Source organism: Pantoea sp. MT58 (genome assembly GCF_014495885.1).
Taxonomy (GTDB): domain Bacteria; phylum Pseudomonadota; class Gammaproteobacteria; order Enterobacterales; family Enterobacteriaceae; genus Pantoea; species Pantoea eucalypti.
Genome location: NZ_CP061083.1, coordinates 1,563,945 through 1,581,509 on the forward strand (window position 1 = coordinate 1,563,945; position 17,565 = coordinate 1,581,509).

A 17,565-nucleotide genomic window follows, 5' to 3' on the forward strand; every position below is an offset into this window, starting at 1 on the left:
GCATTGGCATTACAGGTCCAGGACCAGAACAGGACTCTTAGCGCGCGAACAGCACAGCGTAATCTGCGTGTTCTCCGCTTTCTCTTCTTCTGTCAGCACGCAGTCGCGGTGATCGGGAATACCGTCGATAACTTCCGTAATGCATGAGCCGCAAATGCCCTGTTCGCACGACAGCATAATATCGACTCTGGCACTCAATAAGACTTCTGCAATGCTTTGGTCTGAACCAACTAAATAACGTTTTCCGCTGGATTTCAGCTCAATGTGAAATTCAGAGTTGGCGTTATTTTTGTTTATATTTTTATTGCTGAATCGCTCAAAAGATAATTGATTCTTATGCCAGTGGTGCGTCTGCATAATCTCTTCAAGGCGCTTAATAAACCCATCCGGGCCACAGGCCATCACCTGCGTATTGGCATCCGGCTGACACAGGCTCAGCGGCGTCGTGTGCCGCAGGGAATCGTTTGCGCTGCTGTCATGTAAAAAGACATTTTTTGCCAGTGAAGGTGCTGTGAGACGCGGTATATACGCCGCTTTATCCAGACCTGAAATGTAGTAGTGCAGTTCAAATTCAATGCCTTGCCGAGAAATCTGTTCCGCCATCGCCAGCAGTGGCGTAATGCCAATTCCTCCGGCAAATAACAGATAGCGCCCGGCGGCTGGCAGAGGAAAATGGTTACGTGGCATCGAGATATTGAGTGTGTCGCCAGCACTGAAATGATGATGAATAAAGTGCGATCCGCCGGTCGCGTTGTCTGCCAGTTTTACGCAGATTTCATAATATTCCCCGCCGTGATTTTCGTTGCAGAGAGAATACTGGCGCGGGCCAATCTCAGGAATGAAAACGTCGATGTGCGCACCGGGTAACCAGGCCGGTAATAATCCTCCGTCCTGTGCAATAAGTTGCAGTGAAATATTTCCTTTACCGTTTTCGCCGATCGCCTTGATCGTGACAGGAATTAATCCGGCATCATTCATCGTCATTTACCGTATTCATTTTGATGAGTCATTCATAAACCAGGGTAACCTGTTCACCGCATAACCTGCTGCCATCCGGCCTGAAAGAGCCCGCGGCGGGATGTAATGTCGATGAAACGATTGTTCCCATTGCGATGAAAGCTACGTTATTGTTGTAAAGCTGTTGCGTCCAGCGCTTTGATTCGCACATCCCGTTGCAAAAAAGAGAGCACACAATCATGTTCGCATTCTCACGGTTTCTGCTTTACTTCACTGAAGTTGCCCGCCAGGGCTCGTTTCGTAAGGCGTCGGAAACCTTACATGTCGCCGCATCGTCGATTGACCGGCAGATCCTGCGGGTGGAAAAAGAACTGGCAATGCCGCTGTTTGAACGGCACCCGACCGGATTGCGGCTGACGGCAGCCGGCGAGCTGCTATTGTACGCCGCCAACAACTGGAAAAAGGATTTCACCCGGGTCTGCGAGCAACTCGATGACCTGCGCGGTCTGCGGCGGGGACACGTGCGAATTGCCACCATTGACGCCATCAACCGGCAGTTTTTCTCGGCGATGCTCAGGAAGGTGCATGCTGATTATCCGAATATCTCCTTCACGCTGACCACCATGAACAACGTGGACATTCAGCAGGCGCTGATGTCTGGCGATGCCGACTTTGGTCTGATGCTTAATCCGCAAAGTTCACGAGAGTTGCAGGTGCGCGCTTTTGCAGAAATCGAGCTGGGGATTGTGGTGCCGAAAGGGCATCCGCTTGGCGACAGAAGCCACGTGCGTTTTAGCCAGTGCATGGAATATCCGTTTATCCTGCCGGCTGCGCCGCTGATGCTGGCCGAACCCGTCCAGGCACTGATGAATATCAACGGCGACATGATTAACGAAGTCGCGGTATCCAATAACATCCACATGATCCGCTCGCTGATCAAAGAGAAAATGGGCATCGGTATTCTCTGCTGGCTCGACATCATTGATGAGGTGGAAAGCGATGAACTGCAATTTATTCCGCTGACCGATCCGCAATTAAAAACGTTCACCCTTTCGTTGTGCGTCGCCCCGACAAGACAGCTTTCGCTGGCCGCCTCGATGATGCTCAAACAGCTGGAGATGTTGTTCAGCGAGATCCAGATGCCGCGAGGTGATCGGAATTGATTTGCACTGTTCTGGTGCTGGTTGCTTTGTAATGAATCAAAGGTTGCAGAGCCAGCGCCGATAAATTCCCTGTTAACGCGCAGAGAAAGCGCATTCGTGATGTTGGCACCTTTCTTGTATAACCCACAGTGAGTAGAAGCGGTCAGTGCGGGCAACTGCGCGGGACATTGCTCAGCAACCATTTCGCGGTTCATTTTGAGCCGGTCAGGGGAGCTGAGCCGCATTCGCTCAATGCCCCTCCGGTGATGATTAGGAGAGGAGCAATGAAGTCAGTTTCCCGCATTCCCCTGTCTTGCTGCGTGCTGAGCGCGCTGATCCCTGCCGCATTTTCACTGTCGGCACACGCCGATGAGAAAATAGCGCTACTGACATCCTGGTACGCGCAGGCGGAGCAGGGCGGCTATTATCAGGCGCAGGCCACAGGCATTTACAAGCGTTACGGACTGGATGTCAGCATTCAGTCCGGCGGCCCGCAGGTCAACGGCATGCAGTTGCTGCTGGCAAAGCGCGCTGATGTGATCATCGGTTATGATCTCCAGCTACTCGAATCCGTGCAGCGCGGTTTTCAGGCCAAAGCCATCGCCGCCCCTTTCCAGTTTGATCCTCAGGGGCTGCTGACACATGCTTCAGTCACTTCCCTCGACGGTCTGAAAGACAAAACCATTTTAGTCTCCAGCTCCGGGCAATCGACCTGGTGGCCATGGCTGAAAGCACGCTATCAGCTTAGCGATTCACAGGTTCGTCCTTACACCTTCAATATCCAGCCCTTTGTGGCTGACGAAAATGTCGCGCAGCAAGCCTATGTCAGTTCTGAAGTTTTTCAGGCACAAAAGGCGGGTGTGAAATCGAATTTCTTCCTCTTCTCGGAGCACGGCTATCCCCCTTACGGCGGCATTCTGATCACCCGTCCTGAACTGATCAGCAGCCGGAAAGAGGCGATGGCTAAGTTTGTAAAGGCGTCGATGGAAGGATGGGTAAGCTATCTGCAAAATCCGGCGGCGGGCAACGCGCTGATCAAAAAGGATAACCCGAAGATGACGGACGACCTGCTGGCCTGGGGCGTTCAGCAAATCAAAGCGCACCATCTGATTGACGGCGGTGATGCGGCAACACAGGGGTGGGGCACCATGACGGAGGCCCGCTGGCAGAAAACCCGTGATTTCATGGTGAACGCCAGACTGCTGAATGCGAATACCGACTGGAAGCAGGCGTATACCACTGAAATTGTCGACCAGATGCAGGTTAAGCCCTGAGGAGTGTTGCAATGTCATCTGACGTTTTACTGATTAAAAATGCGCACGCAATCCTCACCGGCTTGCCGGGAGAAGCAGCGCGTCACGCCGGGCCGGATATTCGCGTGCGTCATGGGGTGATCGAGGCGATAGGTTCCCTGACGGCAATGCCCGACGAGCAGCTGATCGACGCGCGCGATTGCGTGGTTTATCCCGCCTGGGTGAATACACACCATCACCTGTTTCAGTCACTGTTAAAAGGGGAACCGCAGGGGCTGAACCAAAGCCTGACCGCATGGCTGAGTGCCACGCCTTATCGTTTTCGTGCCACCTTCGATGAATCCACCTTTCGTCTTGCGGTGCGTATCGGCCTGACCGAACTGTTGTGTTCCGGCTGCGCGACGGTGGCGGACCATAACTACCTTTACTGGCCAGATATGCCGTTCGATACCTCGGAAATCCTGTTCAGTGAAGGTGAGGCGCTGGGAATGCGCATTGTGCTTTGTCGGGGTGGCGCAACGCAGGCGCGCGCGATCGAGAAAGATTTGCCGCAGGCGCTGCGCCCGGAAAACTTCGGGGATTACATGGCGGATATTGAACGGCTGGTGGGCCATTATCACGATCCGAAACCGACGTCACTGCGCCGTGTGGTAATGGCACCTACAACCTTGCTGCATTCTGCACCCGGTGCGGAGTTGCGCGAAATGGCGAAACTGGCCCGCAGTCTGGGGATTCGGCTGCACAGCCACCTGTCGGAAACCGTGGATTATCTTGATGCGGCGCGTGCCAGATTCGACATGACGCCGGTGCAGTTTTGTGCGGAACACGACTGGCTGGGTGAGGACGTCTGGTTTGCGCACCTGGTAAAACTGCTGCCGCAGGAAATCACGATGCTGGGTCAGACCCGCACTGGCATTGCACACTGCCCGCAAAGCAACGGGCGTCTGGGCAGCGGCATCGCTGATTTGCTGGCGCTGGAACAGGCCGGTGTGCCTGTTTCATTAGGCGTAGACGGTGCGGCATCGAACGAAGCCGCCGATATGCAAAGTGAAGCGCATGCGGCCTGGCTTTTGCAGCGCGCCCGAAAAGGCATGCTGGCGACACCGCGTTATGACGGCGGCACGTTTGAAGGCGGCGGCGACGCAGCATCTGTTGAAGACGTGGTGCGGTGGGGCAGCGCAGGCGGGGCGCAGATCCTTGGCCTGCAACAAAGCGGCACCGTGCAGGTGGGCAGGCTGGCGGATATCGCCATTTATCGGCTGGATGACCCGCGCTACTTCGGCCTGCACGACATGGCCATTGGTCCGGTGGCCTGTGGCGGACGCGCTTCGCTTAAGGCACTGATGATAAATGGCCGGGTGATCGTCGAAAACGATGTCATCCCCGGACTCGATTTGGAGGCCATGCGCCATGAGGCAATGTCTGCCGTCCGTACTTTACAACAGCGCGCTGCGCGCTAACCCTATTGATTAAGAAGGATAAGAACAATGACGCAATCAAATCAAACAGCATATGCATTACAGGAACTGGAAAAAGAAGCAGGAATGGGCGCGATGGGTGAAGAAACTTTTGCCCGTGAAGTGCGTTGTATCGATTTATCAGATTTCGAAAACCGTAAAAGTGAGATCGCCGACGAACTCTGGAGCGCAGCCGTAGAAATTGGCTTCTTCCAGGTCAGCAATCACGGCATTGCACTCGGCGATATCCGTCAGGCGTTCAGCATGACAGAGGATTTCTTCTTACTGCCCGAAGAGATAAAAGCGCAATATCCGCTGGCGCGTAACGCAGGCTGGGAGAATAAATCTCAGGTGCGACCATCAACCCGAACGCCAGACCAGAAAGAGTCTTACCAGATTACCCGTCCGTTGATGGCACCGCTATGGCCGACCGAACAGGAACTGCCGGCTTTCAAAGAGACCATGCTGAATTTTGAATCGCAATGCTGGCAACTGGGCATGAAACTGCTTTCCTGTTTTGCCCTCAAACTGGGCTTTCCTGAGCACTTTTTCGAGCAGGCACATAATCCGGACCTGCAAACTTACCAGAGTACGCTGCGCATGCTGCACTACTATGCCACTGAGCAGTCAGAGCAGGGGATGTGGCGCGCGGGTGCGCATACAGATTTTGACTGTCTGACGCTGCTGTTCCAGCGTCCCGGTCAGGGCGGGTTGCAGGTATGTCCTGGCAAAGACCGCGAAAGTCAGCAGTGGACCAGCATCGAGCCGCGCGAAGAGGTGATCACCTGCAACATCGGCGACATGCTGATGCGCTGGAGCGACGATCAGCTGCCGTCAAATTTCCACCGTGTGAGAAGCCCACTGCCCGGCGAATACCAGGGTGCGCGCTACAGCCTGGCCTTTTTCTGTCAGGCTAATAAAGATGTGGAGATTCTGGGGCCGCAGGCGAAATATCCGGCCATCACCGCCGAAGATTATCTGCAACAGCGCATTCAGGCGAACTTTGCGAAAGGATAATTTGCCAGAAAGATAAAGAGAGCTGAAAAGCAAAAAGCCCGCTCAGGGAAAACTGAGCGGGCTTTTTTAATTCTGGCTTTTCTGGCTGAGATCGCCTTTGTCAGTAACTCGCTAATATAGCCTTCGCCTTCATGTACTTACGGGCATAAAAAATACAACCCTCGCATAGAAGGAATTTAATGCGATCTCATTATTTGATTTGAACATGATAACAACATTCTTTGTTGCGTAAATCTCTGTTACTGCCGAACAGGCAGAACAATGTAACCAGAAGGATTTGTGTCGATTACTGTTAATGAATGTTGAAATATGAAGCTATTCTCTGAACTGGCTTACCTGAGATTGAAAATTTGAAGCTGTAAGCATAGGCGGGATTCCTCGCCTATGCTTCTGATTAACGTCAATGCGACAGAGTCAGTCAAATCCCTGAACATTACAGGGTGTTCGCCTGATGTTTTTATTTCTGTCAGTCTCCATACGCGTAAGCGGTGGTCTGGACGGTATAGGTATCAGGTTTCACGTCCTGCGTCCCGCTTAATGTAACATTGTAAGTTGATACGCCGTTGGTGGCAGTGCTGTATAAAATGTAATCGGTGTTACATGTCAAATTTAACTCTGAGCAATGAGCAGAGCCAACAGAGTCAGGAGTATTAGCAGGCCTGATTATTGATACAAGAATGCCGTTATTGCTGTCGTTTTTGCCTTTAATCCTTAATGTGGCCTGGGTCTTGCCGTTATCAGACCCTGTTAATGACCCGGGCATACCAAAAGCTATGTAATGACGAGAGGCGCCGCCTGTCGAAGTGATGGTACCATTTGCCAGCACTATTCCACTATTAGTCCCGTCCGACAGACCCGACACCGGTGTCAAAACGTTAGAAACAGTGAGCGGAGTAGTAAAAGTAATGTCGGCCGACGTAGCACTGGCTTCGGACAGCGCTGCGATTGCTGCGTGGGATGAAATACCCGCGATGATTATCGCTGCTGCCGCTGAGGTTTTGATGTTTAAAAATTTCATATCTCTATCCTTTGTTGTGTTGAATTAACGACTGCAGTCGTCCCTAAAAGTCGTAGACAGTGCGTCTACCCGACCATCGAGGCATATGTGCCACCGATGGCTCCCCGTCACCAAAAATGTCAGTGACGGGGTATTCGTGAAATCTCTATATAGCGCCCGGCTGTTGCACGTTACTGAGTGACCACCTGACCAGCGATGTTTAAAGAGTAGGTATCCGCTTTCACCCTCTGGTCGCCATCCGCCAGAATGTCAAAAACCATTCTGTCTTCGCCGGTATGCACGGTTATCACCTGCATGTCCGCCATTTCCGTTACCACCTGTTGCTGTGGCACCAGACGCACCCGCAACTGATGCGCCGGATTCTGCTGGCCTGTCAGCACATAACGTCCTCCCTGCTGGCCGGATACAGCCTGCTCGCTCCGGAGCTGAAAGCCCGTATGGATGTCGTAGCTGACCAGCGTGCCCCTGCCGAGCTTTGTGCCGTCTCTGACAGCACCCGCCTGCAGGCCATGGTTCATCTGCAACACCAGTTGCGGGCTACCCGTCGCGACAGCCGGAGCGCTGCTGGCCATGACTGTCAAAAGCGCTGCCGCTATCAGATACAATCTTTTTCTGTTCATCATTCCCCTTCTCCGGGTGATGTTTCTGTTCAGTTTTTTCGGGAGCCGGTAACTGCTTTCAGCGACAAACTGCCTCTGACAGATACAGCCCTGCTGGCCCTGGTTTTTCCGGCAGACGGTAATCAGCCCGGCACTGTTGCTTCTCTCCCCATCTCGCCATCAGGGCACCTTTTCCGTTCAGTCCGGACAGATACACCTGTCCGGCTTCACCGGTAATGCCACTGCCTGATGACGCCTGGTTTTCCGGGGTAACCAGTGCCCCAAAAGGAACCGGTTTACCGTCCGGACGTATCAGTGTCACCAGCGCCCGCCGGCCAATATGCGTGATAAAGGTGGCCGGGATAACCGCGCCCTGCGTCGGCACTACCGTCACGTCCGTCTGTTTTATTTCTGCATCAGCCGAAAGACGAGCAGGGTCCAGGCTGACAATATTCTTCCGGTAAGGCTGCAGGCCTGACTGTGTGGTGTAGCCACGAAAATCGGTTTTCACTCCCGGCCAGCCGCCAACAGCCACTCCGGAGGCACCCGGCGCTTCCACCAGTGCCACGGTATCGTTCAGCGTCTGCCCTGCGGTGACACTACTGCGGGTAATCACGATGCCGCCTGACGCATCCAGTCCTGTCTGCCGGTAAGACGGACTGTAGCCGTAACGGCCATTCAGCTGGCCGTAGCCCCCGCTCCAGCCAAGGTTCAGGTCGCTGTCGTTGCGGTCTCCGCTCACCGCCCCCGAACGTTGACGCTGGTTCACATTCCACTGCAACTGGCGGTCATACGCCTGACCACTGAACCCCACCTGCTGTGTATTGCCGCCGGATGAAGGCGACGTCATCTGATAGGTCGCCCGGGTTGCCCCACCAGGCCAGCGGTCCAGTGGAATACTGACCATCATGTTAATCAGCCGGTTATCCTGCCATTTACTGCCGCTGTTCCGGTTACGGTTCTGCGTCGCATTCAGCGACAGGGAAACGCCGCGTATACTGACGCCATAGCCGGCACTGAACGACTCTGTACTCCCTTGCCCGTTGCCGTAACTGTTGCGAGAACCGCTCAGGCTGAGACTCCCCAATCCGCCCAATGACTGACTGAGCGTCAGGGTTGTCTCAGACCGGCGTTGTGCGTCACTGCCGGCTGGGTTTTCCTGCCGATAGCTGTCCATTACCTCAGACAGCGTGCTGAAACCGGATGCGTCATAGCGGGTATGGGACAGATCAAGCGAGGTATTGGTTACCTCAACGCGCTTGCTGTAGCGCAGCCGTCCGTATCCCCCCGTTTCACTTTCACGCTCTTTCTTCTGCCCACGGCCGTGGGTCCCATCCAGAGATACCGCGCCCCACGACCCGAGCAACATACCCAGCCCCGCAGTCGTCGCCTGATAGCGCTCCGCGCCCTGCAAACCGCCGTATAGGGTCAGGCTCCACGGCAGGCCATACATAACAGTGGCCTGTGCAACCAGAGGCGAATCAACCGTGTTATCTGATGCCCGATACTGCCCGGCCATCAGGTTGTACACGCTGTGGCCTTCCTGCAGCGCAATCGCCGGCGTCTGATAAGGGACGCTGAATTCCTGAGTAGTGCCGTCGGCTTCCCATACGGTAACCTGCAAATCCCCACCCGAGCCGCCAGCGGCAAAGTCACTCAGGGCAAACGGGCCGGGCGCTACCGTGGCGTTGTAAACCGTGTAGCCATTCTGCTTCACTTCTACCCTGGCCTGAGTGCGGGCAATACCGCGCACCACGGGTGAAAAAGTCCGCTGCGAAGAGGGCAGCATATTTTCATCCGAACCCAGCATCACGCCGCGAAAAGGTACGCTGTCAAAAATTTCCGACGGCGTGAAACGCTCTCCCAGCGTCAGCCTGCTTTGCATGTCATACAGGCCCCGATCAAGATAGGTATAAGGAGTCTGCCAGCGGCCGGTCTGTCCGCGGCTCTTCTGCCACGTCGTCGAATTACGTAATCGCCATGGTCCCCAGTTAGCGCCGGGCTCCAGCTGCAGGTACTGCGATTCATTGACATTTCTACTCCCGACCCGGGATTCCACATGGCTGGTACCGGTCCGGTAATTCATCAGGATCGCCGGAACTCCCTCATCCCACAGCTCTCGGGGAGAAATGCCCTTTACTTCAGGGCGCAATGCTATCTGCGGAACGCTCAGCACCAGCTGCTGTGCCCCGAAATTAAAATCAGCTCTGGCATGCGGAATAACGCGGATGTCAGCACAATCTTTGTTTGCGTCCAGGCCTTTGCCGGACAATGCCGGATAGTCTTCCGTCTTTATGCCGTAACGTAAAAGCTGCTTCCTGCTCAGGCAGGGCTGCAAAACAGGCATGCCCCGGGAATCTTCCTGCTGAACAAAAACCACTTCACGGGAATCCACCTGCTCACCATTGAGCAACACGTCAACCAGATAGGTTCCTGGAAGCTGCCCGCCCTGGTTAAATAGAGCGATATCCGCATCACTGACACCACCACCCAACTGTGAAGCATCAAATTCCCAGGTCCGGGCCATCACCGGCATTGAAAACAGCCCGGCAGATACCACGATGGCCACCACAGAAAACCGAAAATATTGCATTATCCAGGCGCCTTATTAGTGCAACGGTGACTGAAACGTGCGGCTCTCTCCACCTTCATCAGTGATAACCGTCCACTTCACCTGACCGGCAGCGCCTTTTGGCAGGATAAAGCTGCGGGAAGAGTGCGGAGCGACATATTCCCTATCCGGAATATTCATCTCCCCCACGCTGAGTGAGGACAAATTCATATAAAATGCGGAAGGGTTAGTTACCGTCAGCTTATCGCCCTGGCGTTGCCACTTAAGCGCGGATACGGCATCCATCATCGTTCCTCTCACGCCGGACGGGCGCACCAGCAGCTTAATACAGCTGTTTGCGCTGACTTCCAGGTTCAGCGTGACTGCTGTGGGCTTTAACGGTGTCCCTTTCGCATCCTGAGCCCAGACATCACTATCTTTAGGCGGAATACCGGTCACGCAAAGCCAGTGCAGCGTTTCACGGTCACCGGCCATTTGACCGCCGGTACGAATAATTCGCAGGCGGTTCTGCTGCTGTGCATCCAGACGGAAAACTGGCGGGGTGACAATAAAAGGCGCAGGTGTTTTTTTATCTTCCGCAAGCACCTTTCCCTGCACCAGTATGGGGTAAGCCTGCGCATTGGTGATGGATAAAGACGCTCCGCTGGAGTCCGGGTTATATATCACTCGTGAGGCACCCAGTTTGACCTCGAATACTTTGGTATTGGTGACCGTCTTCAGCTCCTGCGCAAAAGCCGGAGTAGCGCCATTACTGATTAATATCGCGGCGGCCAGTACAGCCCCGGCTGCCCTATAAGTTTTTTTATTACAAAGTAAATACATAACACATCCCTATCAGAGAATAATTATTCCTGACTAAACGTAATCGTAAAATACCCTTGTTAATTTTTAGGTAAACGTAAAATTAACAAAGAAATTCATTTTAAAAATACACGGCCAGATTTTTAAGAAGAGAAAAGCTTCAGATAAAAAGCGGCACAGGTAGTTAGCGAGCCCGATGAGCTACAGGTGGAAAGGGCAGTCGTGCAATAATGTTTAAATTTAAGTTTCATATTCAGTAATCCTCTGGTGTGTTTTCGGGTTATTTATAATGCCCATAAAGCATGTTGAAGAAATTACCAGGTCATTGCTTTTCACATTCATATAGATGGCGCGGATTCAGGTACATCTATAATCACCGAGCTGAAGCAGGATGCGTACCCACCTTAACCCCCACACTGGCCGGGGCTTGCCACCTCAGGATGGAAACAGTGTTATACAGGAAAACCAATAACGGAATGTAATTCGAATTTATCTGTATTTTTAGTTTAATGATCTATTTTTGTTATTTTTTTAGCTTAAACAGTCGCCGATTGTTGCAGGCTGCCCACTACCTGACATCCGGAGGAGAGTTTAAAAGAGCATCTCCTGCCGTGAATCTGGTTGAATCGTCGTAGTTCCCTTCTGACAGCGGAAGGTTCAGCTGTGCGAATATACTCATACTTTCGTTAGCAACGGCGTTCCGACATCAGGACAATAATTTCCCTGAAACAGAGTCAGTGGGTATCAACGCGTTCCCGTGCTTTTTATTCGCTTGGTTTAAAAATGCTACGTGCAAAAGGGGTTTAACTGTATTATGTTGTAAGATAAATCTGAGATTGAATTTATTTAATCGGGGGGATGTGAAGGTGTTGTATACCATTAATGGTTCAATAGTGTTTAATACGGATGACAGTACTCTCCGACATATACCGACGAAAGATACCGTTCAGATTAACCTGCCTTCGGCGCGATTACTGGCACTCATTCTTGATTCCAATGGCGATATTCTGACAAGAGAATATTTGATTGTTGAAGTCTGGGATAAACATAACCTCAGAGGGTCAAATGCAAATTTAACGCAATACCTGAGTATAATGAGACGTGCATTATCCGCATTTGGATGTGATGAAATTGTCATTACCATTCCTAAAATTGGTATTAAGTTAAATACTAATCATTCTGTCGTTAAATCCCCCTCCTTTGACGGAATAGAGTCATCGCCACCGGCTCATTTACCTAAGGCATTATTAAATAAACCTGGATCTTTTCTTTCATGGAAAGTCATTGTTCTTTGCCTGTATATCATTTCACCCGTTTTTATTGCAACTGCGGTGTTAGTCTTTAAAAACAATACGTCTTCATTGGATAATATCAACATTTATCTGAAATCAGATTTTCTTGCAGAGGGGTGCGAGGTGGTTTTTGTTAAGGATCTCAATGAAAATAAGATGAAAGAAGTAAAAAGTAAAATAACTGCTCTTTTAGCAGAAAATAATTTAGTCTGTGATAAAAATAAAAAAATCTATTTTGATAACTATACGTCTTTTTCGCCAAAAGATGATGGCCGAACATTAATTTCGTATTGCAAGCTTGGAAAAGAGAGGAATGTAACCAGTTGCAATAATTTCTTCCATATTAACGAGAATTAATATGATGTTTCCAAACGTGAGAGTTCTGATAGCTATTTCAACTGTCTGTACGGCAATTCTTCTGGGTTTTATATTTTTTGGGTCTGAAAATAATTTAATATTGCCACTGAGATGTTACTCTTTTACCCAATACGATCTGGGTGGTGAGGGACAGACGCTTAAATTTAATGTCGCCCAGGATCTCAGACTATACAAGGACGGAACCGGATATTTTTTACTGAATGGACGGGTGTTAATCAATAATGAGGAAAAAAATTTAGGAAGAACCCTCATACTGAATAGGGGGGAAGTAAGGGGCAGTAATACAGCGCATTACTCTATAAGCCGCATCATTATCTCTCCCACTGACAATACAGATAATCCAACCTTTGAGAAGCTGTTGGCTGAATTTACCGGCGACCCGGAAACCTTACAACTTGATGTGATTAATGTCGGACATCATACTTTTATGATGGGAAGCCCACTTTCGTTTGTCTTTACCTGCGTGGCTTTTTAACTGATTGCATGAAAGCTCGCAGAACCTTTGCACTAAAGAAAGAACCAGGCACTGGCGCCATTTTCTCTGGCAGGCAGCAAAGGAAAAGGATGGCGGAAAGGCACAGCACAAATGCTAAACCGCTTCCTGGCTAACATCAGTGGGGGTCGATAGACGCTCTATCTACAGGCTGCCTGAGTAGCAACCAAAGCACATCGTTATTTGATGGTTCACATCTGAACCTGTAAGTGATTCGCCGACCTGTAACATAAAAGCAAAAAGCCCGCTCAGGTTTCCCTGAGCGGGCTTTTCTAATTCTGGCTCCTCTGACTGGACTCGAACTTCATCTGTATCTCCTACTATTAGTGGTATTGAAATGACGGGGTGATTTTTTACCATCATATTTACCAACATTTTTAATCCTGTATCGCTAAAATGTCAATTATATTCAATTGATTACGGTAGTAATCTTTGGCGAACGTGACTGAACAACAGGAGTAAAGATACGGTCTGACTGCACTTTTTCCCTGTTTTTTCTCAATGGATTAGCCTCAATGAATACGGTAAGGTTACTGATAACACACCTGCCAGAGAAGTAAAGCCATCAGGAATATCATGACTAAAGCTGAAATTGAAAAAGCGGTGCAGGCTTGGTTCTGCATGGACAACTACAGCGTGCTTCATGACCTGACGGTTGAACAGCTTTTTACCCAGATGGACAACCGGATCGTGGCCTGGCGGATGATGACACTCTGGGATGAAATAGCCTCTGAGAACCGGACCGTGCTCAGTGATTATCTTGATGAGGTTATGACGGGCAGGGTGGTGTTCGGGGATGTCTTTGGCAGGCCGGAACGCACGCTGCTGTCAAGTTATGCTGTTAAGCCTCTGACACGGGAAGATTTGCGGGAAGTTGGCACATTCATGACTGTGGCTGAGGTTCATGCTAGTCTGCGGGAAAGTCCGGCGTGTTCGCCAGAGGTGTCGCAGTATCTCAAAGAAGCAGGTCTCAACAGTAAAGGTGCAATGCTTCTTGAAATCAACTTTTCTGCTGCTTCCTCCGATGAAATCATTGAGCACCTGAAGGTTATGCTACCTTCCTGGAAAAAACAGCTCGCACCACCTGAACCGCCAGTCAGAGATTTTCGTTTTGGCGTCAGCACGATAAGAAAAATACTTGATTACCATCTCATACCCATGATGGATCTTCTGCTCTGGGGAACATATGAACAGATCAGGATTGGCATACCCCAGCTTACCGGGTTTCTCTGGCCTGACGAATTTCTGGCTGGTGTAAGGGGAGTGGAGAATGTGAAAGCAACGGATTATCCACTGGCCGTCAGCTTCCTGAAAGATCCGACCCTTTTCCGCTCCTTCATCGACTTTATGTATAAATATGATGATAAAAAGCACTGGAAGGTGAGGGATCTCATCGATACAGAACTTGATTAGTCCGCGTTTCCCCGAAGAAAGATTGTGATCACCTGGATTCACCCAGGCTGAAGTTACCCTTTTCTCTCCCTCTCAGAAAATCGTGTAAAAAACGATTTTCTGAATGTCTCTGCCAAATCATCGCCTGAAACCTTACGATTATCTCATCAAACAACAGAGGAGATAAATATGGTTAACCGCACAGAAAAGAATAATGAAAGATTTATCCGCTTACCGGAAGTCATCAAAAGGACTGGGTTCGGTAAAACATGGATATACGAGCTTATTAAAACAGGTCGTTTCCCTGCACAGATAAAAACGGGTGTCAGAGCGATTGCGTTTATTGAGAGCGAAGTGGATGAATGGATTGAAAAGACTATTATGGTCTCACGTAAAGTTTCAGCGTAAAACATTAACAATAAGGTGATTATTATGATTCTAGAAATAAAAACAACAAGGCAGTTTAATGCAGTGGCAGAAAGATTATTTAATGAGAACATTAGCAAGCTTAGAAAGGATATGCCTGCATTTTATATATCACTGATGAAAGACAAGAAAGAGATGGGCAGGTTTATTGAAGTTGTCATCGATCTCGCGAAAAATTATTTTTATGAAGGACATGATGAACGAAGTGGGTATTGTATGTTCAGAAAGGTAAATCAGAAAAAATCTAGAGCATTTTTGCGCTCACTGGCATTCACTCACCAGTATGTTTATAAAAATGTCTTTGCGCTTTGAATAGATAAGTGCTGACGGCTAAATAATTACGATAAGTTCCAGTCATCATTTAAGGATGAGGTTTGGTTATGCCTGGTGCTAATAGTTTAATATAAAAGAAAATGTTGAAAACAACCCTTAATAAAAGAGAGGCAGTGATATGTTAAGTTTTAAAAATGAATCAACCGGCATATTCTTTGGTATGTCATCACAAATCTATTCAGATATTTTTAAACTGGCAGATGATGAGACGCAACGTATAATATATACCAACATAATGGACCCGAACCTTATTGACGGTTTAACCGGGCTGGCAATCATGATGGCTGAAAAGTGTTTTCAGGATTTTGTCCGGGAAGAAAATACACAAGAAAAACTGGAAGAAGTCGATTTCAGAGAAGTAAAGCAGGCGTTATTCAAAACGCACTATCAAGTGCTGGCCGAATCGTTATGATGTCTTTGACTGTATCGGCCCCCGCTGCGGGGCTGATAAGCGTGTTTTTTAAGGTGAAATTTTACCGAGTGGTATTGGCTGACGCTCACGGGCAGAGGTCAGTTCTGCAAGTTGTTAAAGACTTAGATTAACAGATCGCTGAAAATCCAGTGCGAACTCTGTGCGTTGCTTTATAAGCATAGAGACGATTTCATCATCACTATTCTCACGGATAATCGCTCTGGCTAATATGTGGCGTTCTGCGCTCTCTAAAGTATGTTCCTTTTTCACCGGATTGAGTTCAGAAATAAATGAATCTAACAGGTTGTTTTTCTTTTTATCCAGACGGCGCAGGGTGGTATGAACGGAATAAAATTGCTTTGTCACTGCGGTCGGGGTGTTATCTCGTCGTAACTCACCATATTGCTGTCTGTATTGAGCTATCGATGGATATTTCCTTAATTCTTCCAGAGTATTTGAATAGTCAATAATGTCGCTGTTATCTAGTTTTTCTTTTCTCATATATACCTCGTAAATAAAATAGGGGGTAACTTTATATTACGAGGTATAGCGTAAGTGTCAAATTACAGCGAAGTGTTTGATTGGATATCTTTTGATGGTTGAACAGGTTATTCTGCCTCTTCAAACAGACATGCGGGTATCTCAGGAGCCTCGAGGGATAAAGTTTCATCATTTGCAGACGTTTCACTCTTATTACCCGTGTCAGAATTATCATCAGAGTCTGGTCGGAAAGTATAAACGCTTTCAAACGTTTCTTTTCCATCAACAGTAAAACTCTGCGCCTTTTTGACATTAGGTCGTTGTTTTGCATTGATAGAATGCGCCTGTCCTTTAAGAAAAATATTTGAGTTCATAAAGAGATCACCCTCTCTGTCGATAATAATCCCTTTATTTTTAAGCTTTTTAAAGACAAGAGACATATTTGACTTTTTAATGTCTAAGTCGCGGCACAGTTTTGCCTGTGAGATATGAAAACAGTTTCCAAACTCCATGATATTTAAGATCCTTGCGATAACTTTAAGTTCATTCTTAGAAATATCAAGTTCTGCGAGTTGCTGAAAGTTTTTTGTGAACATGTGGACATAATCAACATCCTTCCTGATAGACTTAATGTTTTCTTTTCTTGAGTAGATATTGGTAACATCTTTATGGGTGCTGTGATAATGTTCGAATATCTGCACCTTCTGTTCATTAGTGAAATGATGGTCATCAATATACTGTGTTAGCTGAAAAGGCGATAAACTGCTAAGGGATTGGAAATCTATTTTTCTCATTGTATTTTTCCTCTTATTGTTGTTTTTATCAATACATAATAGATTAAACACTATGATCAATAACAAAGTCAAAAATAAGTGGAAAAAGTTTTGATAGAGTGGAAAACTATCATCAGAACAGGATAAAAAGAATCTTTTTTTGGTTCATGACTGGAATAAGTTTACTGAGAGTGGAATACTCGCCAGTTTTAAACAGTAGTTTCTATGCGAAACTATGGTTATAGTTTTTGCTAACTACGGTTATAGCTTCCCATAACTCGGGTTATAGATATCGATAACCCGAGTTATAGAAACCTATAACCTTTTTTCTGTAAGGTGCTGTTTTATATGATAAATAAAGTTCGTAATATAGTAATAAGTATAATATAGTAAAAGGGAGAGCGTGCCGTCTAAATGGCACCTGTTGCTTTCAGTATAATTACCTGATTTTCTGCGTGAATAAAATCTGGTTCTGATCAACTCACGGTGAAAAACTTTCATCAGCAATATTGTTTTACTTCCTCTTACAGCGAACAGCAGCAGTGATTGTCCCAAACAATCACACCGTGTGCTGCCTGAGATTCAGCATCAATCGTTATTCTTCAGGCTTCATGGCGGCTGTTGCCGCAATTTTTATGGATAAATCCATTATTAACAGGGGCAGGCCCTGTTCAGCGATATGATTGTTCGAACAATCACCCTAGCGCTGCTGTTCAGGAAAGCGGTTTTCTACATACAAAGGAGGAACTCCATAAACCTTTTTACATCAT

Annotated in this window: 18 protein-coding genes; 10 read left to right on the forward strand and 8 right to left on the reverse strand. The window is 48.6% G+C overall.

What is annotated here, in order from left to right:
• Positions 1 to 9: 9 nt before the first annotated feature.
• Positions 10 to 984 (reverse strand): PDR/VanB family oxidoreductase, encoded by a 975-nt coding sequence (locus IAI47_RS07405; protein ID WP_008926000.1) that lies wholly within the window; start codon positions 982 to 984, stop codon positions 10 to 12.
• Between the two features lie 212 nt (positions 985 to 1,196).
• Here IAI47_RS07405 and IAI47_RS07410 point away from each other — a divergent pair, with 212 nt between their 5' ends.
• The 4 genes from IAI47_RS07410 to IAI47_RS07425 all read left to right on the forward strand — a co-directional run bounded on the left by IAI47_RS07410 (position 1,197) and on the right by IAI47_RS07425 (position 5,826).
• A complete protein-coding gene (locus IAI47_RS07410; RefSeq protein WP_008925999.1) occupies positions 1,197 to 2,120 on the forward strand; it encodes a LysR family transcriptional regulator in 924 nt (307 codons plus the stop codon).
• A gap of 263 nt (positions 2,121 to 2,383) precedes the next feature.
• Positions 2,384 to 3,373, forward strand: a complete 990-nt coding sequence (locus IAI47_RS07415; RefSeq protein ID WP_008925998.1) for an ABC transporter substrate-binding protein — start codon at positions 2,384 to 2,386, stop codon at positions 3,371 to 3,373.
• An 11-nt stretch (positions 3,374 to 3,384) separates the two neighbouring features.
• Positions 3,385 to 4,812, forward strand: a complete 1,428-nt coding sequence (locus IAI47_RS07420) for an amidohydrolase family protein (protein ID WP_008925997.1) — start codon at positions 3,385 to 3,387, stop codon at positions 4,810 to 4,812.
• A 27-nt stretch (positions 4,813 to 4,839) separates the two neighbouring features.
• Positions 4,840 to 5,826 carry an isopenicillin N synthase family oxygenase gene (locus tag IAI47_RS07425; protein WP_004571376.1) on the forward strand — a complete coding sequence of 329 codons (987 nt, stop codon included), beginning with the start codon at positions 4,840 to 4,842 and terminating at the stop codon, positions 5,824 to 5,826.
• A gap of 466 nt (positions 5,827 to 6,292) precedes the next feature.
• On the opposite strand, the gene IAI47_RS07430 is transcribed toward IAI47_RS07425, so the two are convergent.
• The 4 genes from IAI47_RS07430 to IAI47_RS07445 form a co-directional block, all read right to left on the reverse strand.
• Positions 6,293 to 6,844, reverse strand: a complete 552-nt coding sequence (locus IAI47_RS07430; RefSeq protein ID WP_008925996.1) for a hypothetical protein — start codon at positions 6,842 to 6,844, stop codon at positions 6,293 to 6,295.
• 170 nt (positions 6,845 to 7,014) lie between these two features.
• Positions 7,015 to 7,467, reverse strand: a complete 453-nt coding sequence (gene afaD, locus IAI47_RS07435) for an AfaD family invasin (RefSeq protein ID WP_008925995.1) — start codon at positions 7,465 to 7,467, stop codon at positions 7,015 to 7,017.
• A 55-nt stretch (positions 7,468 to 7,522) separates the two neighbouring features.
• Complete coding sequence (locus IAI47_RS07440) at positions 7,523 to 9,979, reverse strand: fimbria/pilus outer membrane usher protein (protein ID WP_369700113.1); 2,457 nt, start codon at positions 9,977 to 9,979, stop codon at positions 7,523 to 7,525.
• Between the two features lie 72 nt (positions 9,980 to 10,051).
• Positions 10,052 to 10,837: a fimbria/pilus periplasmic chaperone gene (locus tag IAI47_RS07445; RefSeq protein ID WP_008925993.1), complete on the reverse strand. Its 786-nt coding sequence runs from the start codon at positions 10,835 to 10,837 to the stop codon at positions 10,052 to 10,054.
• A gap of 845 nt (positions 10,838 to 11,682) precedes the next feature.
• Between IAI47_RS07445 and IAI47_RS07450 the strand changes: the two genes are divergently transcribed.
• Together IAI47_RS07450 and IAI47_RS07455 are read left to right on the forward strand one after the other, a co-directional pair.
• Entirely contained in the window at positions 11,683 to 12,465 is a 783-nt protein-coding gene (locus tag IAI47_RS07450; RefSeq protein WP_008925992.1) for a winged helix-turn-helix domain-containing protein, read from the forward strand.
• Position 12,466: 1 nt separating this feature from the next.
• On the forward strand, positions 12,467 to 12,961 hold the full coding sequence (locus IAI47_RS07455; protein WP_008925991.1) for a FidL-like protein: 495 nt from the start codon (positions 12,467 to 12,469) through the stop codon (positions 12,959 to 12,961).
• A 162-nt stretch (positions 12,962 to 13,123) separates the two neighbouring features.
• Here IAI47_RS07455 and IAI47_RS07460 read toward each other — a convergent pair whose 3' ends face one another.
• Complete coding sequence (locus IAI47_RS07460; RefSeq protein ID WP_187961249.1) at positions 13,124 to 13,354, reverse strand: hypothetical protein; 231 nt, start codon at positions 13,352 to 13,354, stop codon at positions 13,124 to 13,126.
• 201 nt (positions 13,355 to 13,555) lie between these two features.
• Between IAI47_RS07460 and IAI47_RS07465 the strand changes: the two genes are divergently transcribed.
• The 4 genes from IAI47_RS07465 (at position 13,556) to IAI47_RS07480 (ending at position 15,542) form a co-directional block, all read left to right on the forward strand.
• Positions 13,556 to 14,392 (forward strand): DUF6387 family protein, encoded by an 837-nt coding sequence (locus IAI47_RS07465; protein WP_187961250.1) that lies wholly within the window; start codon positions 13,556 to 13,558, stop codon positions 14,390 to 14,392.
• Positions 14,393 to 14,560: 168 nt separating this feature from the next.
• Entirely contained in the window at positions 14,561 to 14,779 is a 219-nt protein-coding gene (locus IAI47_RS07470; protein ID WP_187961251.1) for an AlpA family transcriptional regulator, read from the forward strand.
• A gap of 24 nt (positions 14,780 to 14,803) precedes the next feature.
• Positions 14,804 to 15,109, forward strand: coding sequence for a hypothetical protein (locus IAI47_RS07475; protein WP_187961252.1), 306 nt, complete (start codon positions 14,804 to 14,806; stop codon positions 15,107 to 15,109).
• Between the two features lie 139 nt (positions 15,110 to 15,248).
• Complete coding sequence (locus IAI47_RS07480) at positions 15,249 to 15,542, forward strand: hypothetical protein (RefSeq protein ID WP_187961253.1); 294 nt, start codon at positions 15,249 to 15,251, stop codon at positions 15,540 to 15,542.
• A gap of 114 nt (positions 15,543 to 15,656) precedes the next feature.
• Here IAI47_RS07480 and IAI47_RS07485 read toward each other — a convergent pair whose 3' ends face one another.
• Both IAI47_RS07485 and IAI47_RS07490 read right to left on the reverse strand, forming a co-directional pair.
• Positions 15,657 to 16,043: a DUF4756 family protein gene (locus tag IAI47_RS07485; RefSeq protein WP_187961254.1), complete on the reverse strand. Its 387-nt coding sequence runs from the start codon at positions 16,041 to 16,043 to the stop codon at positions 15,657 to 15,659.
• 107 nt (positions 16,044 to 16,150) lie between these two features.
• Positions 16,151 to 16,816, reverse strand: a complete 666-nt coding sequence (locus tag IAI47_RS07490) for a DNA-binding protein (RefSeq protein ID WP_187961255.1) — start codon at positions 16,814 to 16,816, stop codon at positions 16,151 to 16,153.
• Positions 16,817 to 17,565 lie beyond the last annotated feature (749 nt).